Genomic DNA, 17,555 nt, shown 5'->3' on the forward strand with positions numbered 1-17,555 from the left:
TCCTCTGAATCGGAAGGCTCCTTTATAGCACTAGCGCGCACAGCGCCGCACCACCGGCGATCAGGAAGACAAACAGCGCGCCCGCCAGCGTCATCGGGGCACGGCCGGCACGCCGCAGGTCGCCGATGTGGGTATGCAGCCCGATCGCCAGCATGGCGCACGCCAGCAGCCAGTTGTCGAACGCGACCAATGCCGGCTTCCAGTCGGCGGGCACCATGCCGAGCGAGTTAATCGCCAGCACCGCAACGAAGCCCAGCGCAAACCACGGCACCGATGCGCGGATCCTGGCCCAGTCCACGCCGGGGCGAGAGGCCTGCGTCTGCCCGGCCTTCGGCCAGAACGCCAGGATCAGCAGCAGGGGCCCCAGCGCAAGCACGCGCACCATCTTCGCCAGGACCGCCGCGTCGGCCGCCTGTTCCCCGACCGCCTTGCCCGCCACGATGACCTGGGCGACTTCGTGCAGCGTGGCGCCGGTGTAGATACCGAAGGCGTGCTGGGTGACGGGCCAGTGCAGGGTGGCGGTGGCGAGCTGATACAGATAGGGATAGACCAGCATGCCAGCCGTGCCGAACAGCACCACGGTAGCCACCGCGACAGCGGTCTGCCGGTCGTCGGTACGGGCTACCGAGGCGACGGCGATGGCGGCTGCCGCGCCGCATACGGCGCTGCCCGCGCTGACCACCAGCGCCTCCCGCCGGCTCAGACCGAGCCAGCGGGTGCCGAGCCATACGCCCAATCCCAGCGTCGCTGCCAGCATCAGCAGCGGCGCGGCGACCCCGCCAATACCAAGGTCATGGATCGAGCCGAAGGTCAGGCGCAGGCCATAGAGCGCCACCCCAAGCCGCAGCAGCGTCTGACGGGCCAGCTGCATACCGGGCGCCAGCGGCGCCAGCCACGCGCGCGGCAAGGTATTGCACGCGACGATGCCTGCGCACATGGCCATCAGCAGCGGGCTGACGCCCAGCGCGGACAGCATCGGCAGACCGGACAGCACCAGCGCAAGCCAGGCGACGGCCGCCAGCGGCGCCAACGACAACAGCTGGCGTACCCACCCGACGGCATCTGCCGCACGCGAGCGGCGCTGCGGCACGACGGGCTCGGCGGCCGCAGCGCTGCCGGCGGGAAGCGGGGACGCTGAATCGGGCGGGGCTATGGACATGGTGGACCGTGAACGGATGACGATGTGACGCAAGGGTAGAGCCGGCTTACTCATCTGTAAAACAGGTAATATCCATATTCATTACCTGAAAAGCAGATATCGGCCATGCTGTCCCAACGCCCTCTCCGGCTCACGCTTCGGCAACTGTCGGTATTCGTCGCCGTGGTCCAGCATGGCAGCACCGTCGCAGCCGCCGGGTCGCTTGCCATGTCGCAGTCAGCCGTCAGTGCGGCCCTGTCCGATCTGGAGGGGTCCCTCGATACGCGGCTGTTCGACCGGGTCGGCAAGCGGCTCCTCATCAACGAAACCGGACGGCAGTTCTTTCCACGTGCGTTGTCGCTGCTGGACCAGGCGTACGAGCTGGAGCGCTTCGCCGGCAACGCCGGGATCGGCTTGCGCATCGCGGCGAGCAACACCATCGGCAGCTACGTGCTGCCGGCGATGCTTGCCGGCTTCCGTGCGGCGCAGGACCGGCCATGTTCCCTGGACCTGCGTATCGCCAATACCCGCGAGGTATTGCAGGACCTGTTGCGGCTGGAGGCGGACATTGGCCTGATCGAGGGCACCAGTCACGAGCGCGAGCTCGCCAGCACGCACTGGTGCGACGACGAGATGGTGGTGGTGGTGGGAGCCGGGCATCCGCTGGCCAGGGACCGGGGCGACCTGGCGGCGCTGCGCGACGCCGACTGGCTGGTGCGGGAACCGGGCTCCGGCACCCGGGAGATTGTCGAACAGCGGCTGGCCCCGCTGCTTGGCGACATGCGCTTCGCGCTAGAACTGGGCAACGCCGAGGCAATCAAGGGGGCGGTGGTCAGCGGCTTCGGTGTCAGCTGCCTGTCGCTGCACGTGGTGCGGGAAGAACTGCAGCGCGGTACGCTGGTGGCGCTACGGCGGGGACTGCCGCGCCTGGTGCGGCCCTGGTATCTGGTGGTCCACCGTGACAAGTTCCCGACCCAGGGCCTGCTGGCCTTTACCGATCATCTGCGCCGCACGGCGCCGGCGCCCGAGGGCAATGAGGCGGTGCTGGCCGGGGCGTCGTCCGGCTCGCCTTAGTCGCGGCCTTACGCGGGCTGGGTCTGCGCGTCGCCCTGGCGGGCGGCGTAGCGGTCCAGCATGCGGAACAGCAGCGGATTGAGCACGATCGACAGCAGCGCCCCGGCAAGGATCAGGCTCTGCGCCCGTTCCGGCAGGATCTGCAGGAAGACGCCGAGGCTCGCCAGGATGAAGGAGAACTCGCCGATCTGCGCAAGGCTGGCGGCGATCGTCATGCCGGTCAGGTTGGAATAGCCGAACAGCCGCACGATGGCGAGCGCGGCAAGCGACTTGCCGACCACGATGATCGACAGCGTCCCGAGCACGCCCCAAGGGTCGCGCAGCAGCACCATCGGGTCGAACAGCATGCCGACGGAGACGAAGAACAGCACCGAGAAGGCGTCGCGCAGCGGCAGCGATTCCTCCGCGGCGCGATGGCTGAACTCGGACTCGGCCAGCACCATGCCGGCGAAGAAGGCGCCCAGTGCGAACGACACGCCGAACATGAAATAGGCACCGAACGCGACGCCCAGCGCCGTCGCCAGCACGCCCAGGCGGAACAGCTCCCGGTTGCCGGTCCAGACGATGCGCTCGAGCATCCACGGAATGAAGCGGCGCCCGATCACCAGCATCACGGCGACGAAGGCGCCGACCTTGCCCAGCGTCAGCGCCACCGCCAGCGCGATGTCGCTGGCGCCGGCCTGCGGCACGGCGACGTCCGGGCTCGCGCCGCCCGGCGGCATCAGCAGGCCGGACAGCGCGGGCAGCAGCACCAGCGCCAGCACCATGGCGAGATCCTCGACCACGAGCCAGCCCACGGCGATGCGGCCCTGCTCCGTCTCCACCAGCTCCCGGTCCTGCAAGGCCTTCAGCAGCACGACCGTGCTCGCCACCGACAGCGCCAGCCCGTAGACGAAGCCCTGGCCCCACGACCAGCCGAACCCCCAGGCGACGGCCATGCCAAGCACCGTGGCAATGCCGATCTGCGCGACAGCGCCTGGAATGGCAATCCTGCGCACCGACATCAGGTCACGAATCGAGAAGTGCAGTCCCACGCCGAACATCAGCAGGATGACGCCAAGTTCGGCCAGCTCCGGCGCGAGCGCCTGGTCGGCGGTATAGCCCGGGGTATGCGGCCCCACGACCACGCCCGCACACAAGTACCCGATCAGCGGCGGCATTCGAAGCCGTGTGGCAATGGCGCCGAGCACAAATGCCAGCACAATGCCGCCGACGATGGTACTGATAAGCGGGGTAGCGTGATGCATGCGTCAGGTTTTCCTTCCAGTTGATACCGCCAGTTGACGCTTCCGGCTAGCGGGCCCCGAACTGACGCGACGAAAAGAAAGGCAAGCCAAAGAGGCTTGCCACAATGCCGGCGGATCAACAAAAGCGATGCTCGACGCCGACCGATTGCCGTACTGTATCACGCACACCGGCGATCAAAAGCGCGAATTACGCGGAATTTCCGAGATTTCAGCGCCTATCGCCGCGATCCACGTGCATCTTGCGCGTACCCCGCACCGGTGCCACGACGGGGCCCAAGCGGTGAGTTGGCGACATGTTGCAAGGAGAAGACAGAGGATGAAACCGGGCGGGCTTGTGCCTGCCGGGAAACGGTGCGAAGGGCTGCGAAGGGAAGAAGATGGAGGCGGGGGTCGGAATCGAACCGGCGTACACGGCTTTGCAGGCCGCTGCATAACCACTCTGCCACCCCGCCGGGTGACGAATGCCGATTGTAGCGCAACGACGCCGGTTGCCCGGGACGCCGATGCATCAGCATCGCAAACTAAAAAGGGAAGCGCTGCTTCCCTTTCGGACTGGAGCGGGAGACGAGTCTCGAACTCGCGACCTCAACCTTGGCAAGGTTGCGCTCTACCAACTGAGCTACTCCCGCATGACACCTGATACGCGCCGGCGCTCCTGCTGAAGCACCGCCACGCTAGAAACTGGAGCGGGAGACGAGTCTCGAACTCGCGACCTCAACCTTGGCAAGGTTGCGCTCTACCAACTGAGCTACTCCCGCAGTGTCCTGCTTGACGCTTTCGCGCCGCCGCAACAAGCTGCCTCAAACATACCGCTTGTTGGCGGCTTGTTGCGGCATATTGGTGCTTTTTACCACTTTCTCGCTTGCTTCGGCTGCTGCGTCAGCAACGAGAACGAAATTATGGCAAAGGCTGCTTTGCCACGTCAAGCACTTTTTTGAATCTTCGCTATTTCTGCGCCGGCGCGCGGGCGGCAAGTCCGCTGCGCTCGCGGATCTGCGGCCATGCCAGCTTCATGTAGTAAATCATCGACCACAGCGTCAGCACCGCCGCCACGTAGATCAGCCACGTCCCCAGCACCGTCGCATCGACACCCAGCAGCCGGTCGTGGAACAGCAGCAAGGGAATCGCCACCATCTGCACGGTGGTCTTCAGCTTGCCGAGGAAGTTGACCGCCACGCTCCTGGAGGCCCCGATCTGCGCCATCCACTCGCGCAGCGCCGAGATAGTGATTTCCCGTCCGATGATGACCAGCGCAATCAGGTCGTTGACGCGGTCCAGCGCCAGCAGCGACAGCAACGCCGCCGTCACCATCAGCTTGTCCGCCACGGGATCCAGGAAGGCGCCGAACGACGACGTCTGGTTCCAGCGCCGGGCGAGGAAGCCGTCGAGCCAGTCGGTGGCCGCCGCGACGATGAAGAAGACCGCTGCCGTCAGGTTCTTGGCTTGCATGGTCATCCAGGTGTCGGGCAGGTAGAACACGCCCACCACCAGGGGAATCAACGCAACGCGCAACCAGGTCAGCAGGATCGGAATATTCAGCGGCATAAGCAGGCTTGGCGACGAGGTCGGGGACGGCAATGCCGCGATTGTCGCCGATTTCCATATCGATTGAGCATTTCCGGGAACCTGGCGGCGCCCGGCGGCTGGCACGCACGCTAGTGCAACTGCCGGTAGATCTCCTCGGCAAGGGTGCGCGAGATCCCCTCCACACTGGCCAGTTCGTCGATGCTTGCCGCCATCACGCCGCGAATCCCGCCAAAGCGGGTCAGCAGCTTCTGCCGGCGGCGCGCCCCGATTCCTTCGATCTCTTCCAGCCGCGACGTGGTACGCGCCTTGGCACGCCGTGCCCGCATGCCGGTGATGGCGAAGCGGTGCGCCTCGTCGCGGATCTGGGCAACCAGCATCAGCGCGGCGCTGCCCGGCCCCAGTTCCAGCGAGGGCCGCTCGTCGGCGAAGACCAGCGTTTCCAGGCCGACCTTGCGCCCTTCACCCTTGGCCACGCCCACCAGCAGGCCGACGTCCAGGCCCAGCTCGGCGAACACCTGGCGGGCGACCTCGACCTGCCCCTTGCCGCCGTCGATCAGCACCACATGCGGCATCGCCGCGCTATCCTCGCGGCCCTGCTCGACCAGCTTCTGGTAGCGGCGCGTGAGCACCTGCCGCATCGCCGCATAGTCGTCGCCGGGCGTGATGCCCTCGATGTTGTAGCGCCGGTAGTCGCTGTTCTGCATCTGGTGGTGGTGAAACACCACGCACGACGCCTGCGTCGCCTCCCCGGCGGTGTGGCTGATATCGAAGCACTCGATGCGCAGCGCGGCCAGATCCTCCAGCTCGATGCCGATGGTCTCGGCCAGCGCGCGCGTGCGTGCTTCCTGGCTGCCCTGCTCCGCCAGCCGCCGCGCCAGCGCCAGGTTGGCACCCTGCTGCGCCATCTCCAGCCAGGCGCGCCGCTGCCCCTGCGGCTGGCGCACGACGGCGATGCGGCGGCCGGCATGCAGTGTCAGCGCCTCGATCAGCGCAGGCTCCGGCGGCCGGTGGCTGACCACCAGGACCGGCGGCGCCGGCTGGTCCAGGTAATGCTGCGCCATGAAGGCCGCCAGCACGCTGGCCGCGACCCGGTCCACCGAGGAAGCGCTGCCATCCGGAACGCGATCCGGATCGTCATCGCCGCGGGCGGCCACCGCGTCTTCCGCGGCCGGTGCTTCGCTGCCGTCCCGCGGCGCCGGATCACCTGGCTCGTCGGTCAGCGTGACCGCCTGCACCGGCGCGGCCTCGTTGCCGCCGCCGTCGACGATCATCGCCGCTTCCTCGACATGCGCGGGAAAATAGGCCTTGTCGCCCAGGTGGCGTCCGCCCCGTACCATCGCGAGATTGACGCATGCGCGTCCGCCTTGCACCGCCACGGCGAGGATGTCGATGTCGCTGCTCTGCCCGACCTCTTCGACCGCCTGGCGCTTGAGCACGGTGGACAGCGCACCGATCTGGTCGCGCACCAGCGCCGCCTGCTCGAATTCGAGCGCCATCGCGTGGTGTTCCATCTTCTGCTGCAGGCCCTCCAGCACCTCCTTCTGCCGGCCCTGCAGGAAACGCGCGGCGTTGGAGACGTCGCGCGCATAGTCTTCCTCGCCGATCGCGCCGACGCACGGGCCGGTACAACGGTGGATCTGATGCAGCAGGCAGGGACGGGTGCGGTTGTTGAACACCGTGTCCTCGCAGGTGCGCAACTGGAACACCTTCTGCAGGATCTGCATGCTCTCGCGCACCGCATGGGCACTGGGGAACGGGCCGAAATACTGGTGGCGCCGGTCGGTGGCGCCGCGGTAGTAGGCCATCCGCGGGAACTTGTGCGACGTCAGCTTCAGGAACGGATAGGACTTGTCGTCCCGAAACAGGATGTTGTAGCGCGGCGCCAGCGCCTTGATCAGGTTGTTCTCGAGCAGCAGCGCCTCGGCCTCGGTACGCACCACCGTGGTTTCGATACGGGCGATCTTGCCCACCATCATGGCGATGCGCGGCGACAGCAGCGTCTTGTTGAAGTAGCTGGATACGCGCTTCTTCAGGTCCCGTGCCTTGCCGACGTAGAGCACCTGGCCGGCCGCATCGAAGTAACGGTAGACCCCCGGCAGGCCGGGCAGCGCGGCAATGACCGGCCGCGGATCGAACGGTTCGGGTTCCGCCGCGCCGGCGGGGTCCGCCAGGATCGCGGGATCGGCCGGGGCGGACTCGGCGACGGCGGCCTGCGCGGCCGCATCGAGGGGAAGGCTCTCCGGCGGGGCGGCCATGCCCGGCCCGCCCGGCTCGATCGGTGCCGGGTCCTGCTGCGGCGCCGGCGTCGCGGGCGACGGCTTGTCCGGTTGTGACATCAGAATCAGAAAGGTTCAGGCGGGAGCGCGAATGCATGCGCCGTCGGACGGGCCTTGCGCCCTGCCACGGCCTGCCGCAGCCCCGGCGGCTCTAAAATGGCAAGTTTAGAGCAAATCGAATGCCCGGCCGCACCGCAGCCACCCGGGCCAAGGCCTTCCTTCATGACCCTGCGCTCCTGGGACATCTTCTGCACCGTCATCGACAACTATGGCGATATCGGCGTCTGCTGGCGCCTGGCGCGCCAGCTGGCGCAGGAACATGGCCATGCGGTCCGGCTCTGGGTCGACGACCTGGCCAGCTTCGCGCGGATGGCGCCATCGCTGTCGCCGTCCCGGCCGGTGCAGCGGCTGGCCGGAGTGGAAGTCCGCCACTGGCGCGGCGACGCCGACACCGTGGGCGTCGCCCCGCACGACGTCGTAGTCGAAGCCTTTGCCTGCAACGTGCCGGAGCCCTTCGTGCTGGCCATGACCCAGGCCCCTCGCACGCCCGTCTGGATCAACCTGGAGTACCTCAGCGCCGAGCCGTGGGTGCGCGAGCATCACGGCATGGCGTCACCGCACCCGCGGCTGCCGCTGACCAAGTACTTCTTCTTCCCCGGTTTCGAGTTCGGCACCGGTGGCGTGCTGCGCGAAGCGATGCTCGGCGGCCGCCGCCGGGATTTCGCCGCCGCTACCGCAGGCCAGGCACGGCTGTGGCACCGGCTGGGCGTGCAACCCTGGCCCGACTCCCTGCGCGTGAGCCTCTTCGCCTATGGCAACCGGTCGCTGCCGCCGCTGCTGACCCAGTGGCGCAATGGCGACGAGCGCATTCATTGCCTGGTGCCGTCCGGGCCCGCCGCCGAGCAGGCATTCGAGTGGGTGCAGCGCCAGCCGGACGTACAGGCCGGCACCGGCACCGACGGCGGGCGACAAGTCACCACCGGCAAGCTGCGCCTGGCGCAGGTGCCGTTCCTGCCACAGGACGGCTACGACGAATTGCTGTGGTTGTGCGATGTCAATTTCGTCCGCGGCGAGGACTCGTTTGTCCGCGCCCAATGGGCGGCCCGTCCCTTCGTCTGGCATATCTACCCGCAGGACGAGGATACGCACCGGGCCAAGCTGGACGCCTTCCTGGCGCTCTACCTGCAAACCTTGCGCGATGCCGGCGTGGCGCAGGCGCTACAGACCTTCTGGCGCGCCTGGAACGGCTTTTCTCCGGGGGCCAGCGCGGCGGAAGGCGACAGCCGCAACGACTCGACCGCAGCGGCGGCCGCGTGGCCAGCCTTCCGTGCCGCGCTACCCGCCCTGACGCGGGCCGCAGCGCGCTGGGAACAGGGCGTGGCGGGGCTGGGCGATCTTGCGGCGAACCTCGTGGCGTTTTGCGAAACTCGGGTAAAATAGCGGGTTGATTTGAATGGCGACCGGCCAGCAGAATCCAGGCCTCGTGCCCGGGGCGCGTATTTCACGCACGCGCCCGCGGCAGCCCGGAGCGTGGTGCCGGAGCCGGGCATGGCAAGAACCGCGGGCAACACGCGCGCGGCGTCAGCGGCCCGCCTTCGCCACGACGAACTCCGCGACTCTTTTTCAGGAAAACCGTTTAGATGAAAACCGCACAGGAACTCCGCGTCGGCAACGTGTTCATGATGGGCGCCGATCCGATGGTCGTGCAAAAGGCCGAGTACAACAAGTCGGGCCGTAACGCCGCCGTGGTCAAGATGAAGTACAAGAATCTGCTGACCGACGCGCCGGGCGAATCCGTCTTCAAGGCCGACGACAAGTTCGAAGTCGTCGTGCTGGATCGCAAGGAATGCACCTACTCGTACTTCGCCGACCCGATGTACGTGTTCATGGATGCCGACTACAACCAGTACGAAGTCGAAGCCGACAACATGGGCGACGCACTGCACTACCTGGAAGACGGCATGAACGTCGAAGTGGTGTTCTACAACGAGAAGGCCATCTCGGTCGAAATGCCGACCACGCTGGTGCGCGAGATCATCTACACCGAGCCGGCCGTCAAGGGCGACACCTCGTCGGGCAAGGTGCTGAAGAACGCCAAGATCAACACCGGCTTCGAACTGCAGGTGCCGCTGTTCTGCAATATCGGCGACAAGATCGAAATCGATACTCGCACCGGCGAATACCGCAGCCGCGCCAACTGATCGGCAATGCTGCGAGCGAAAAAGGCGACCCAAGGGGTCGCCTTTTTTGTTGCCCGTGCGGGATGGCCGCGCCATCCCGCTCTCCGTCGCGTCGCTACGGGGCGACGGTGGTGGCCGGCGCCGCTGCCGGCGCGCCCTGGCCCTGGATCAGCCCCAGTTCGCGCAGCGAGCGCACGGCCTGGCGGTACAGCGGATCCAGTTCCAGCTTGTTCCAGTCCATCGCCTTGCCGCGCGCGAACAGGCGCCGCACGCGCCGTTGCGAGGCCTTCGGCGGGACGACATCGAGTTCGGCGAGCAACTGGTCCGCGCGCTCGGGGTGGTTGCAGATCAGCACCATGTCGCAGCCGGCGTTCAACGCGGCGCGCGCGGCTTCGGTGACGTTGCCCGCCACGCTGGCGCCCTCCATGCTGAGGTCATCGCTGAAGATCACCCCCTCGAAGCCGAGCTGACCGCGCAGGATGTCCTGCAGCCAGAAGCGCGAGAAGCCCGCCGGATTGGGATCGACCTTGGGGTAGATGACATGGGCCGGCATCACGGACGCCAGCGTCATGCCCATCCAGTCGTAGGGCCGGGCGTCCTGCGCCAGGATCTCGTCGAGTTCGCGCTCGTCCACGGGCACCGCCACATGCGAGTCCGCCTCGGCGTAGCCATGGCCGGGGAAATGCTTGCCGCAGTTGGACATGCCGGCCAGCAGCAGGCCGTGGTTCAGGTGGGTGGCGAGCATCGAGATCACGCGCGGATCGGCATGGAATGCGCGATCGCCGATCACGCCGCTGCGGCCATAGTCCACGTCGAGTACCGGCGTGAACGAAAAATCGATATCGCAGGCGCGCAGCTCCGCGGCCAGCACGTAGCCGCAATAGGTGGCCGCGCGGGTGGCCGTCAGCACATCGCGGTCCCACAGCTCGCCCAGACGCGCCATCGCGGGCAGATGGGTGAAGCCGTCGGTCTTGCAGCGCTGCACGCGCCCGCCCTCGTGGTCGATGCAGATCAGTACATCGTCGCGGACCTCGCGGATCGCGCGCGTCAGCGCCACCAGCTGGGCGCGCGATTCGAAATTGCGCGCGAACAGGATCACGCCGCCGGTGAGCGGATGGGCGATGCGGCGGATATCGTCGGCATCCAGCTGCACGCCCTTGACGTCCAGCACGACCGGGCCCGGCCGCTTGCCTGCGTTCTTCTTCGTCATGAAAATCGAGTGTTGGGTTAGGTCGCGGCGCCGGGCTGCCTGCCCGCCTCGCCAGTGCGTTCGGCGATGGCAAAGGCCACCGCATAGTCATGCTCGTCGCTGACACTGACACGCACGGTCAGCCCGCGTTCCCCAAGCCAGCGGGCGAGTTCGCCATGGCAATGGGCATAGGGCTCGCCGGACGGCAGGTTCAGCAGCTCCATCGCGCGCCATGTCATCGGCCAGTGCATGCCCAGCCCGATCGCCTTGGAAAACGCCTCCTTGGCGGCAAAGCGCGTCGCGAGAAACGCCAGCCCGCGCTTCGGATGCCGCGCCAGACGACGCTGGTAGATCGCCATCTCCTGCGGGCCGAGGATCTTGCTGGCGAAGCGGCCGCCGGTGCGGTCCATCACGCCCTGTACGCGGTCGATCTGGATGATGTCGGTGCCGACCCCGTGGATCACCGTGCGGCCCCTTGCGGCGGCTTGCCGGCGGACAGGCGCGAGGCGACCATGATGGCCTTCATCTCGCGCACGGCGTTTTGCCAGCCGGCGAATACGGCGTGAGCCACGATCGCATGGCCGATATTCAGTTCGGTGATGCCGGGCAGCGCCGCGATGCGCTGCACGTTGGTGTAATGCAGGCCATGGCCGGCATTGACCACCAGCCCCTTGCGCAGCCCCGCATCGACGCCATCGGCGATGCGCCGGTATTCCTGCTCCTGCTGCTGCGGCGTCGGCGCATCGGCATAGGCGCCGGTATGCAGCTCGATTACCGGGGCGCCGCAATCGGCGGCCGCGGCGATCTGGTCCGCGTCCGCATCGATGAACAGCGACACGCGAATGCCCGCCGCAGCCAGCTGCTCGCATGCGGCGCGTACCTGATCGAGCCGGCCGCGCACGTCCAGCCCGCCTTCGGTGGTCACTTCCTCGCGGCGCTCCGGCACCAGGCAGACATCCTGCGGGCGGATCTCGCAGGCGATGTCGAGCATCTCCGGGGTCAGCGCGCATTCCAGGTTCATGCGCGTGGCCAGCTGCGGGCGCAACGCGCGCACGTCGGCATCGCGGATATGGCGGCGGTCCTCGCGCAGATGCAGCGTGATCAGGTCCGCGCCGGCTTCCTCGGCCTGCAGCGCGGCGGCGATCGGGTCGGGATAGACGGTGCCGCGGGCGTTGCGCAGGGTGGCGACGTGGTCGATATTGACGCCGAGCGCGATGACGCCGGGATGAGCGTGAAAGATCATAGGGCTTGCAGGTCGATCAGGATCTGACGGGTTTTCAGGGGCACGCCCTGCAGATAATAATGCAGAAGAAAGCGCATCAGCGCGCGGCTCTGCGCGGCAGTCTGCGCGCGGCTGTAGTCGTCGCGGGACATATCCAGCAGCGTCTGCCCGGAAACGACGGGCCATGACGACGGATCGCTGGCGTGGGCCCGCCGCACGCCGCGCTCCGGCTGGTAGACATAGTCCAGCGCCGGCTGCACCGCCTCGCCGCTGCCGGCGCAGCGGTCGAAGGCGACCGCAAACCCGGTTTCCTGCAGCAGCACGCGCTCGAAGCTGCGCAGCACGGACGCGGCGGGCTCGCCGTGCCCGAGGCGGGTCAGCGTTGCCATGTAGTGCCGGAACAGCGCTTCATGCGCATCGTCGCGCGGACAAAAGCGCAGCAGCAGCTCGTTCAGGTAGAAGCCGGACAGCAGCGCATCGCCGGCCAGTGGCGGCATGCCACCCACCCACTCGGCCTTGGTCAGCGTGCGCACTTCCCCCCGGCCGCTCCAGGACAGCGCGATCGGCAGGAAGTGCTGCAGCACCGCGCGCAGCGCCGAATGGGGCCGCTTGGCACCCTTGGCCACCAGCGCCACGCGGCCATGGTCGCGCGTGAAGACGTCGACGATCAGGCTGGTTTCGCGATAGGGCCACGCATGCAGGACAAAGCCTGGCTGTGCGGCCACGCGGGTCTCGCTGCGCGCCGGCACGATGCGCAGCGCGCGGTCCATCATCGCCCGGCCGGCCGCCGCGGGCTCCAGCGCGTCATGGCTGCCGAGCACCTCGGCAGCCTCTTCCACCACCGGATCGGGGGCGCGGGCGTCGCGGCGGGGCGACGCTGCGGCGCGCCCGGTCTTTCTCGCCGGCGTCGCCACCGGCCCTTCATTCATATCCGTAGGCACGCAATCCGGCTTCGTTGTCGGCCCAGCCGCTCTTGACCTTGATCCACAGCTCCAGGTAGACCTTGCCGTCGAACAGCGACTCCATGTCCATCCGGGCCTCGGTCGAGATCTGCTTGAGCTTGCTGCCCTTGGCGCCGATCACCATGGCCTTGTGCGCGTCGCGCTCGACCAGGATGGTGGCGAACACGCGGCGCAGCCGCCCTTCGGTCTCGAACTTGTCGATGATGACAGTGCTGGTATAGGGCAGCTCGTCGCCGGTCCAGCGGAACACCTTCTCGCGGATGATCTCCGAGGCGAGGAAGCGTTCGCTGCGGTCGGTCATCGCGTCGGCGTCGTACATCGGCTCGCCTTCCGGCAGGTAGGGCCGGATGATGGCGAACAGCCGCTCGATATGGTCGCGCGTCTTGGCCGACATCGGCACCACTTCGCGGAACGGGAACTGCTGCCCCATCTTCTCGAGGAAGGGCATCATGATCTCCGCGCGGCGCTCGGCCGATACGCGATCCAGCTTGTTGACCACCAGCAGCACCGGCGTATTGCGCGGCAGCAGTGTCAGTACCTTCTCGTCGTCGGCGCCGTAGTGACCGGCCTCGACCACGAACAACACCAGATCCACCGACGACAGCGTCGAGGTGACGGCGCGGTTCAGCGAGCGGTTCAGCGCGGTGGCATGCCGGGTCTGGAAGCCAGGGGTATCGACGAAGACATACTGCGCGTCATCGGTGGTCTGGATGCCGACCAGGCGGTGACGGGTGGTCTGGGCCTTGCGGGACGTAATGCTGATCTTCTGTCCGACCAGCGCGTTCATCAGCGTGGACTTGCCGACGTTGGGTCGCCCGACGATGGCCACGGTGCCGCAGCGGAAGGCCACGGGGGAAGCTTCCGCGGCATCCTGCTGCGGGCGGTTCGATTCGGTCATTCCTTCAACCTGAGAGACAACTGCGGATCGGGTGGAGCCGGCTGCTTGCGCGTCTTGCCGGTCCGTTCAGCGCGGCTGCGCTTGAGCAGCTGCGGCACCAGCCGCTGCACTTCTTCCAGCGCGAGTTTCGCCGCCGCCTGCTCGGCGGCGCGCCGTGACGCGCCGGTGCCGAATACTCGCACCTCCAGTTTAGGCACGATGCATTCGACTTCAAACTGCTGATTATGGGCGGCGCCGTGGGTCGCGATTACGTTGTATTGCGGCAGCGCGATCTTGTGCCCCTGCAGATATTCCTGCAGCAGCGTCTTGGCGTCCTTGCCCAGCGTGCGCGGGTCCACGTGCTCGAGGATCGGGATATAGAGCTTGCGGATCAGCGCCCGCGCCGCGTCGAAACCCGAATCGAGAAACACCGCGCCCACGATGGCTTCCAGCGCATCGGCCAGGATCGACGGACGGCGAAAGCCGCCGCTCTTCAGCTCGCCTTCGCCCAGCCGCAGCACGTCGGACAGCTGCAGCATCTGCGCGATTTCGTACAGCGCCTGCTGCTTGACCAGGTTGGCCCGCACCCGCGACAGGTCGCCTTCGTCAAGCTTGCCAAACATGCCATACAGCATGTCGGCGACCGCGCAATTGAGTACCGAGTCGCCGAGGAACTCGAGGCGCTCGTTGTGCTGGGCGCTATGACTGCGATGCGTCAGCGCCTGCTGCAGCAATTCTGGCTTGCTGAAACGGTAGCCGAGTCGTTGCTGCAAGGCGTCGAGGTTCATGTCAGAGCTGCATTCCCGAAGAGTGATCGAACGGCGGGCGACCGGCTTCGCCACGGCATCGTCGGCAGGCAGCCGCACACCGGCGGCCGCCTGCCCGCCGGTGTCGGTCAGGACTGGCATGCGGTCAGCGGAACGAACCGATCCGGCCCAGATCGCCGAGATTCATCCAGATCAGGAAGGCCTTGCCGACGATATTCTGATCGGGAACAAAGCCCCAATAACGGGAATCCAGGCTGTTGTCCCGATTATCGCCCATTACAAAATAATGGCCCTCGGGCACCTTGCAGGTCACACCCTGCTGATTGTAAGTGCAGTTTTCCCGGAATGGGAAATCGCTGTCGGCACCTGCGATAAACGGCGGGCGATCCGCGTCGTTCAGTATGCCGTGGCTCCGGCCGCCCGGCAGCGTTTCCGTGAAATGGCGCGAATATGCCAGCCGCTCCTCATCCAGATAATCAGGCAGCGCTTCATACCGCGCCGGCTCGCCGTTGACGGTGACGCGCTTGTTTTCATAGCGCACCACGTCGCCAGGCAGGCCCACCACGCGCTTGATGTAGTCCAGCGACGGGTCTTTCGGATAGCGGAACACCATCACGTCGCCCCGCTCCGGCTCGCCCAGCTCCACGATCTTCTTGTTGACGATGGGCAGGCGAAGCCCGTATTCGAACTTGTTGACCAGGATGAAGTCGCCGATCTGCAGGGTCGGAATCATCGACCCGGACGGAATCTTGAACGGCTCGACCACGAACGAGCGCAGCACGAATACCGCCAGGATCACCGGAAAGAAGCTGGCCGAATATTCCAGCCACCACGGCTGGCGCAGCTTCTCCTCGGCGAGCCGGCTACGCGACGTTTCAAAATCGCCGGAGCCGGACGCGCCCTGCATCGCCGCGCGGCGCGCGTCGAATTCGGCCAGCGCGGCCTGCGCCGAAAGGCGCCGTTGTTTCTGGAACACCAGCTTGTCTGCCACCCAGGCAATGCCGGTGATGACAACCAGCACAAAAAGGATCAGTGCAAAATTCATGACGGCTCGTTCGTTGGCGAAGTCTTGTTGGCGCCCGGCGCCGGGCTGCTACCCAGCGACGGCGGCGGTGGTGCCCAACGCGCGTTGAACACGCGATTACTTTTCTTCCACCTGCAGGATCGCAAGGAAGGCCTCCTGCGGAATCTCCACGGTGCCCACCTGCTTCATGCGCTTCTTGCCTGCCTTCTGCTTTTCCAGCAGCTTCTTCTTACGCGAGATATCGCCGCCATAACACTTGGCCAGCACGTTCTTGCGCAGCGCCTTGACGTTCTCGCGCGCGATGATGTTCGCGCCGATCGCCGCCTGGATCGCCACGTCGTACATCTGCCGCGGAATGATCTCGCGCATCTTCGCGGCGACTTCGCGGCCGCGATATTGCGAGTTGGAGCGGTGCACGATGATCGAGAGCGCGTCGACCTTGTCGCCATTGATCAGGATGTCGACCTTCACCACGTCGGAGACGCGATACTCCTTGAACTCGTAGTCCATCGACGCATAGCCGCGCGACACCGACTTGAGACGATCGAAGAAGTCCAGCACGATCTCCGCCATCGGGATCTCGTAGGTCAGCTGCACCTGCTTGCCGTGGTAGCTCATGTTGACCTGCGTGCCCCGCTTCTGCGTGCACAGCGTGATCACCGAGCCCACATAGTCTTGCGGCATGTACAGGTTGACCGTGACGATCGGCTCCAGGATCGCATCGATCTTGCTCGGGTCCGGCATCTTGGCGGGGTTCTCCACCTGTGCCATGGTGCCGTCGCGCATCTGCACCTGGTAGACCACGGTCGGCGCCGTGGTGATCAGGTCCATGTCGAATTCCCGCTCCAGCCGCTCCTGCACGATCTCCATGTGCAGCAGACCGAGGAAGCCGCAGCGGAAACCGAAGCCAAGCGCCTGCGAGACTTCCGGCTCGAACTGCAGCGAGGCGTCGTTCAGCCGCAGCTTCTCCAGCGATTCGCGCAGCGCCTCGTATTGGTTGGCTTCGACCGGATACAGCCCGGCGAACACCTGCGGCTTGACTTCCTTGAAGCCGGGCAACGGCTCGGTCGCCTTGCGGGCAACGGTGGTGATGGTGTCGCCGACCTTGGCGGCCTTCAGTTCCTTGATGCCGGCGATGACGAAGCCGACCTGGCCAGCCGACAGCGCCTCGCGCTGGATCGATTTCGGCGAGAAGACGCCGACCTGCTCGACCAGATGCTGGGAACCGTTGGCCATCAGCAGCACCTTGTCCTTCGGCCGCAGCGTGCCATTGACCACGCGCACCAGCATCACGACGCCGACGTAGTTGTCGAACCACGAATCGATGATCAGCGCCTGCAGCGGCGCGTCGGGATCGCCCTTGGGCGGCGGCACCTTGGCAATCAGCGCCTCGATGACGTCCTGCACGCCCATCCCGGTCTTGGCCGAGCACGGCGTGGCGTCGTGCGCGTCGATACCGATGACGTCCTCGATCTCCTGGATCGCGTTGTCGGGATCGGCCTGCGGCAGGTCGATCTTGTTCAGCACCGGCACCACTTCGACGCCGAGTTCGATCGCGGTATAGCAGTTGGCGACCGTCTGCGCTTCCACGCCCTGCGACGCGTCGACGACCAGCAACGCGCCTTCGCACGCGGACAGCGACCGGCTGACTTCATAGCTGAAGTCCACGTGTCCCGGCGTATCGATCAGGTTCAGGTTGTAGACCTTGCCGTCGCGCGCCTTGTAGCTCAGCGCGGCGGTCTGCGCCTTGATGGTGATGCCGCGCTCCTTTTCGATATCCATCGAGTCCAGGACCTGGGCTTCCATCTCCCGGTCCGACAGACCCCCGCAGAGCTGGATGATGCGGTCGGCCAGCGTCGATTTCCCGTGGTCGATGTGGGCAATGATCGAAAAGTTACGGATATGGTCCATCTGTTGGTCAGGGGAGCGCCGTGGCGGCGCATCCGCTGCCCGCATCGAGAAGGCGGCAACAGGGGCGTCCGGCCGCGGCGCGGCATGTCATGGGTGGCGGAGCCACGGGCGCCCGGCCGGGCGCGCCTGGGCCCGGCCACAGGGTTGGCGGCGCCGTGCTG

15 protein-coding genes and 3 tRNA genes are annotated in these 17,555 nt (G+C 66.5%); 3 read left to right on the top strand and 15 right to left on the bottom strand.

Going from position 1 to position 17,555, the window contains the following annotated elements:
• Positions 1–22: 22 nt before the first annotated feature.
• The gene (locus K6V06_RS04855) at positions 23–1,159 is read right to left on the bottom strand and encodes a putative sulfate exporter family transporter (RefSeq protein WP_222240505.1); all 1,137 of its coding nucleotides are present in this window, start codon (positions 1,157–1,159) and stop codon (positions 23–25) included.
• A 105-nt stretch (positions 1,160–1,264) separates the two neighbouring features.
• Here K6V06_RS04855 and K6V06_RS04860 point away from each other — a divergent pair, with 105 nt between their 5' ends.
• Entirely contained in the window at positions 1,265–2,212 is a 948-nt protein-coding gene (locus K6V06_RS04860) for a LysR family transcriptional regulator (RefSeq protein WP_222240507.1), read from the top strand.
• Between the two features lie 8 nt (positions 2,213–2,220).
• Here the strand turns inward: K6V06_RS04860 and K6V06_RS04865 are convergent, their stop codons facing one another.
• The 6 genes from K6V06_RS04865 to uvrC all read right to left on the bottom strand — a co-directional run bounded on the left by K6V06_RS04865 (position 2,221) and on the right by uvrC (position 7,241).
• Complete coding sequence (locus K6V06_RS04865; protein ID WP_222240509.1) at positions 2,221–3,459, bottom strand: cation:proton antiporter; 1,239 nt, start codon at positions 3,457–3,459, stop codon at positions 2,221–2,223.
• A gap of 378 nt (positions 3,460–3,837) precedes the next feature.
• Positions 3,838–3,911 (bottom strand) — tRNA-Cys (locus K6V06_RS04870).
• A 101-nt stretch (positions 3,912–4,012) separates the two neighbouring features.
• A tRNA-Gly gene (locus K6V06_RS04875) sits at positions 4,013–4,088 on the bottom strand.
• 53 nt (positions 4,089–4,141) lie between these two features.
• Positions 4,142–4,217 (bottom strand) — tRNA-Gly (locus tag K6V06_RS04880).
• 187 nt (positions 4,218–4,404) lie between these two features.
• Positions 4,405–5,004 carry a CDP-diacylglycerol--glycerol-3-phosphate 3-phosphatidyltransferase gene (gene pgsA, locus K6V06_RS04885; RefSeq protein ID WP_222240511.1) on the bottom strand — a complete coding sequence of 200 codons (600 nt, stop codon included), beginning with the start codon at positions 5,002–5,004 and terminating at the stop codon, positions 4,405–4,407.
• Positions 5,005–5,114: 110 nt separating this feature from the next.
• Positions 5,115–7,241, bottom strand: a complete 2,127-nt coding sequence (gene uvrC, locus K6V06_RS04890) for an excinuclease ABC subunit UvrC (RefSeq protein ID WP_222240801.1) — start codon at positions 7,239–7,241, stop codon at positions 5,115–5,117.
• Between the two features lie 243 nt (positions 7,242–7,484).
• Between uvrC and earP the strand changes: the two genes are divergently transcribed.
• Both earP and efp read left to right on the top strand, forming a co-directional pair.
• On the top strand, positions 7,485–8,702 hold the full coding sequence (gene earP, locus K6V06_RS04895) for an elongation factor P maturation arginine rhamnosyltransferase EarP (RefSeq protein ID WP_222240514.1): 1,218 nt from the start codon (positions 7,485–7,487) through the stop codon (positions 8,700–8,702).
• A gap of 200 nt (positions 8,703–8,902) precedes the next feature.
• Complete coding sequence (gene efp, locus K6V06_RS04900) at positions 8,903–9,463, top strand: elongation factor P (protein WP_222240516.1); 561 nt, start codon at positions 8,903–8,905, stop codon at positions 9,461–9,463.
• 94 nt (positions 9,464–9,557) lie between these two features.
• Here efp and nagZ read toward each other — a convergent pair whose 3' ends face one another.
• The 8 genes from nagZ to lepA form a co-directional block, all read right to left on the bottom strand.
• On the bottom strand, positions 9,558–10,652 hold the full coding sequence (gene nagZ, locus K6V06_RS04905) for a beta-N-acetylhexosaminidase (protein WP_222240518.1): 1,095 nt from the start codon (positions 10,650–10,652) through the stop codon (positions 9,558–9,560).
• Between the two features lie 17 nt (positions 10,653–10,669).
• Positions 10,670–11,095, bottom strand: coding sequence for a holo-ACP synthase (gene acpS / locus K6V06_RS04910; RefSeq protein WP_222240520.1), 426 nt, complete (start codon positions 11,093–11,095; stop codon positions 10,670–10,672).
• Positions 11,092–11,874, bottom strand: a complete 783-nt coding sequence (pdxJ, locus tag K6V06_RS04915; RefSeq protein WP_222240522.1) for a pyridoxine 5'-phosphate synthase — start codon at positions 11,872–11,874, stop codon at positions 11,092–11,094. The genes acpS and pdxJ overlap by 4 nt, the downstream gene beginning before the upstream one ends.
• On the bottom strand, positions 11,871–12,782 hold the full coding sequence (recO, locus tag K6V06_RS04920; RefSeq protein WP_222240524.1) for a DNA repair protein RecO: 912 nt from the start codon (positions 12,780–12,782) through the stop codon (positions 11,871–11,873). Before recO ends, pdxJ begins: the two co-directional genes overlap by 4 nt.
• Positions 12,775–13,713, bottom strand: coding sequence for a GTPase Era (gene era, locus K6V06_RS04925; protein WP_222240526.1), 939 nt, complete (start codon positions 13,711–13,713; stop codon positions 12,775–12,777). The genes recO and era overlap by 8 nt, the downstream gene beginning before the upstream one ends.
• Positions 13,710–14,480, bottom strand: coding sequence for a ribonuclease III (rnc, locus tag K6V06_RS04930; protein WP_222240803.1), 771 nt, complete (start codon positions 14,478–14,480; stop codon positions 13,710–13,712). The genes era and rnc overlap by 4 nt, the downstream gene beginning before the upstream one ends.
• 124 nt (positions 14,481–14,604) lie before the next feature.
• Positions 14,605–15,504: a signal peptidase I gene (gene lepB, locus K6V06_RS04935; protein ID WP_222240528.1), complete on the bottom strand. Its 900-nt coding sequence runs from the start codon at positions 15,502–15,504 to the stop codon at positions 14,605–14,607.
• Between the two features lie 96 nt (positions 15,505–15,600).
• Positions 15,601–17,394, bottom strand: a complete 1,794-nt coding sequence (gene lepA / locus K6V06_RS04940; protein ID WP_222240530.1) for a translation elongation factor 4 — start codon at positions 17,392–17,394, stop codon at positions 15,601–15,603.
• Positions 17,395–17,555 lie beyond the last annotated feature (161 nt).

The sequence above is a fragment of the Cupriavidus sp. AU9028 genome (assembly GCF_019795295.1).
Lineage (GTDB): Bacteria > Pseudomonadota > Gammaproteobacteria > Burkholderiales > Burkholderiaceae > Cupriavidus.

Excerpts from the sequence above, each read along its gene's own strand:
- K6V06_RS04855 (WP_222240505.1), bottom strand. The coding sequence starts at position 1,159 with ATGTCCATAGCCCCGCCCGATTCAGCGTCCCCGCTTCCCGCCGGCAGC.
- K6V06_RS04860 (WP_222240507.1), top strand. The coding sequence starts at position 1,265 with ATGCTGTCCCAACGCCCTCTCCGGCTCACGCTTCGGCAACTGTCGGTA.
- K6V06_RS04865 (WP_222240509.1), bottom strand. The coding sequence starts at position 3,459 with ATGCATCACGCTACCCCGCTTATCAGTACCATCGTCGGCGGCATTGTG.
- pgsA (WP_222240511.1), bottom strand. The coding sequence starts at position 5,004 with ATGCCGCTGAATATTCCGATCCTGCTGACCTGGTTGCGCGTTGCGTTG.
- uvrC (WP_222240801.1), bottom strand. The coding sequence starts at position 7,241 with ATGGCCGCCCCGCCGGAGAGCCTTCCCCTCGATGCGGCCGCGCAGGCC.
- earP (WP_222240514.1), top strand. The coding sequence starts at position 7,485 with ATGACCCTGCGCTCCTGGGACATCTTCTGCACCGTCATCGACAACTAT.
- efp (WP_222240516.1), top strand. The coding sequence starts at position 8,903 with ATGAAAACCGCACAGGAACTCCGCGTCGGCAACGTGTTCATGATGGGC.
- nagZ (WP_222240518.1), bottom strand. The coding sequence starts at position 10,652 with ATGACGAAGAAGAACGCAGGCAAGCGGCCGGGCCCGGTCGTGCTGGAC.
- pdxJ (WP_222240522.1), bottom strand. The coding sequence starts at position 11,874 with ATGATCTTTCACGCTCATCCCGGCGTCATCGCGCTCGGCGTCAATATC.
- recO (WP_222240524.1), bottom strand. The coding sequence starts at position 12,782 with ATGAATGAAGGGCCGGTGGCGACGCCGGCGAGAAAGACCGGGCGCGCC.
- era (WP_222240526.1), bottom strand. The coding sequence starts at position 13,713 with ATGACCGAATCGAACCGCCCGCAGCAGGATGCCGCGGAAGCTTCCCCC.
- rnc (WP_222240803.1), bottom strand. The coding sequence starts at position 14,480 with ATGAACCTCGACGCCTTGCAGCAACGACTCGGCTACCGTTTCAGCAAG.
- lepB (WP_222240528.1), bottom strand. The coding sequence starts at position 15,504 with ATGAATTTTGCACTGATCCTTTTTGTGCTGGTTGTCATCACCGGCATT.
- lepA (WP_222240530.1), bottom strand. The coding sequence starts at position 17,394 with ATGGACCATATCCGTAACTTTTCGATCATTGCCCACATCGACCACGGG.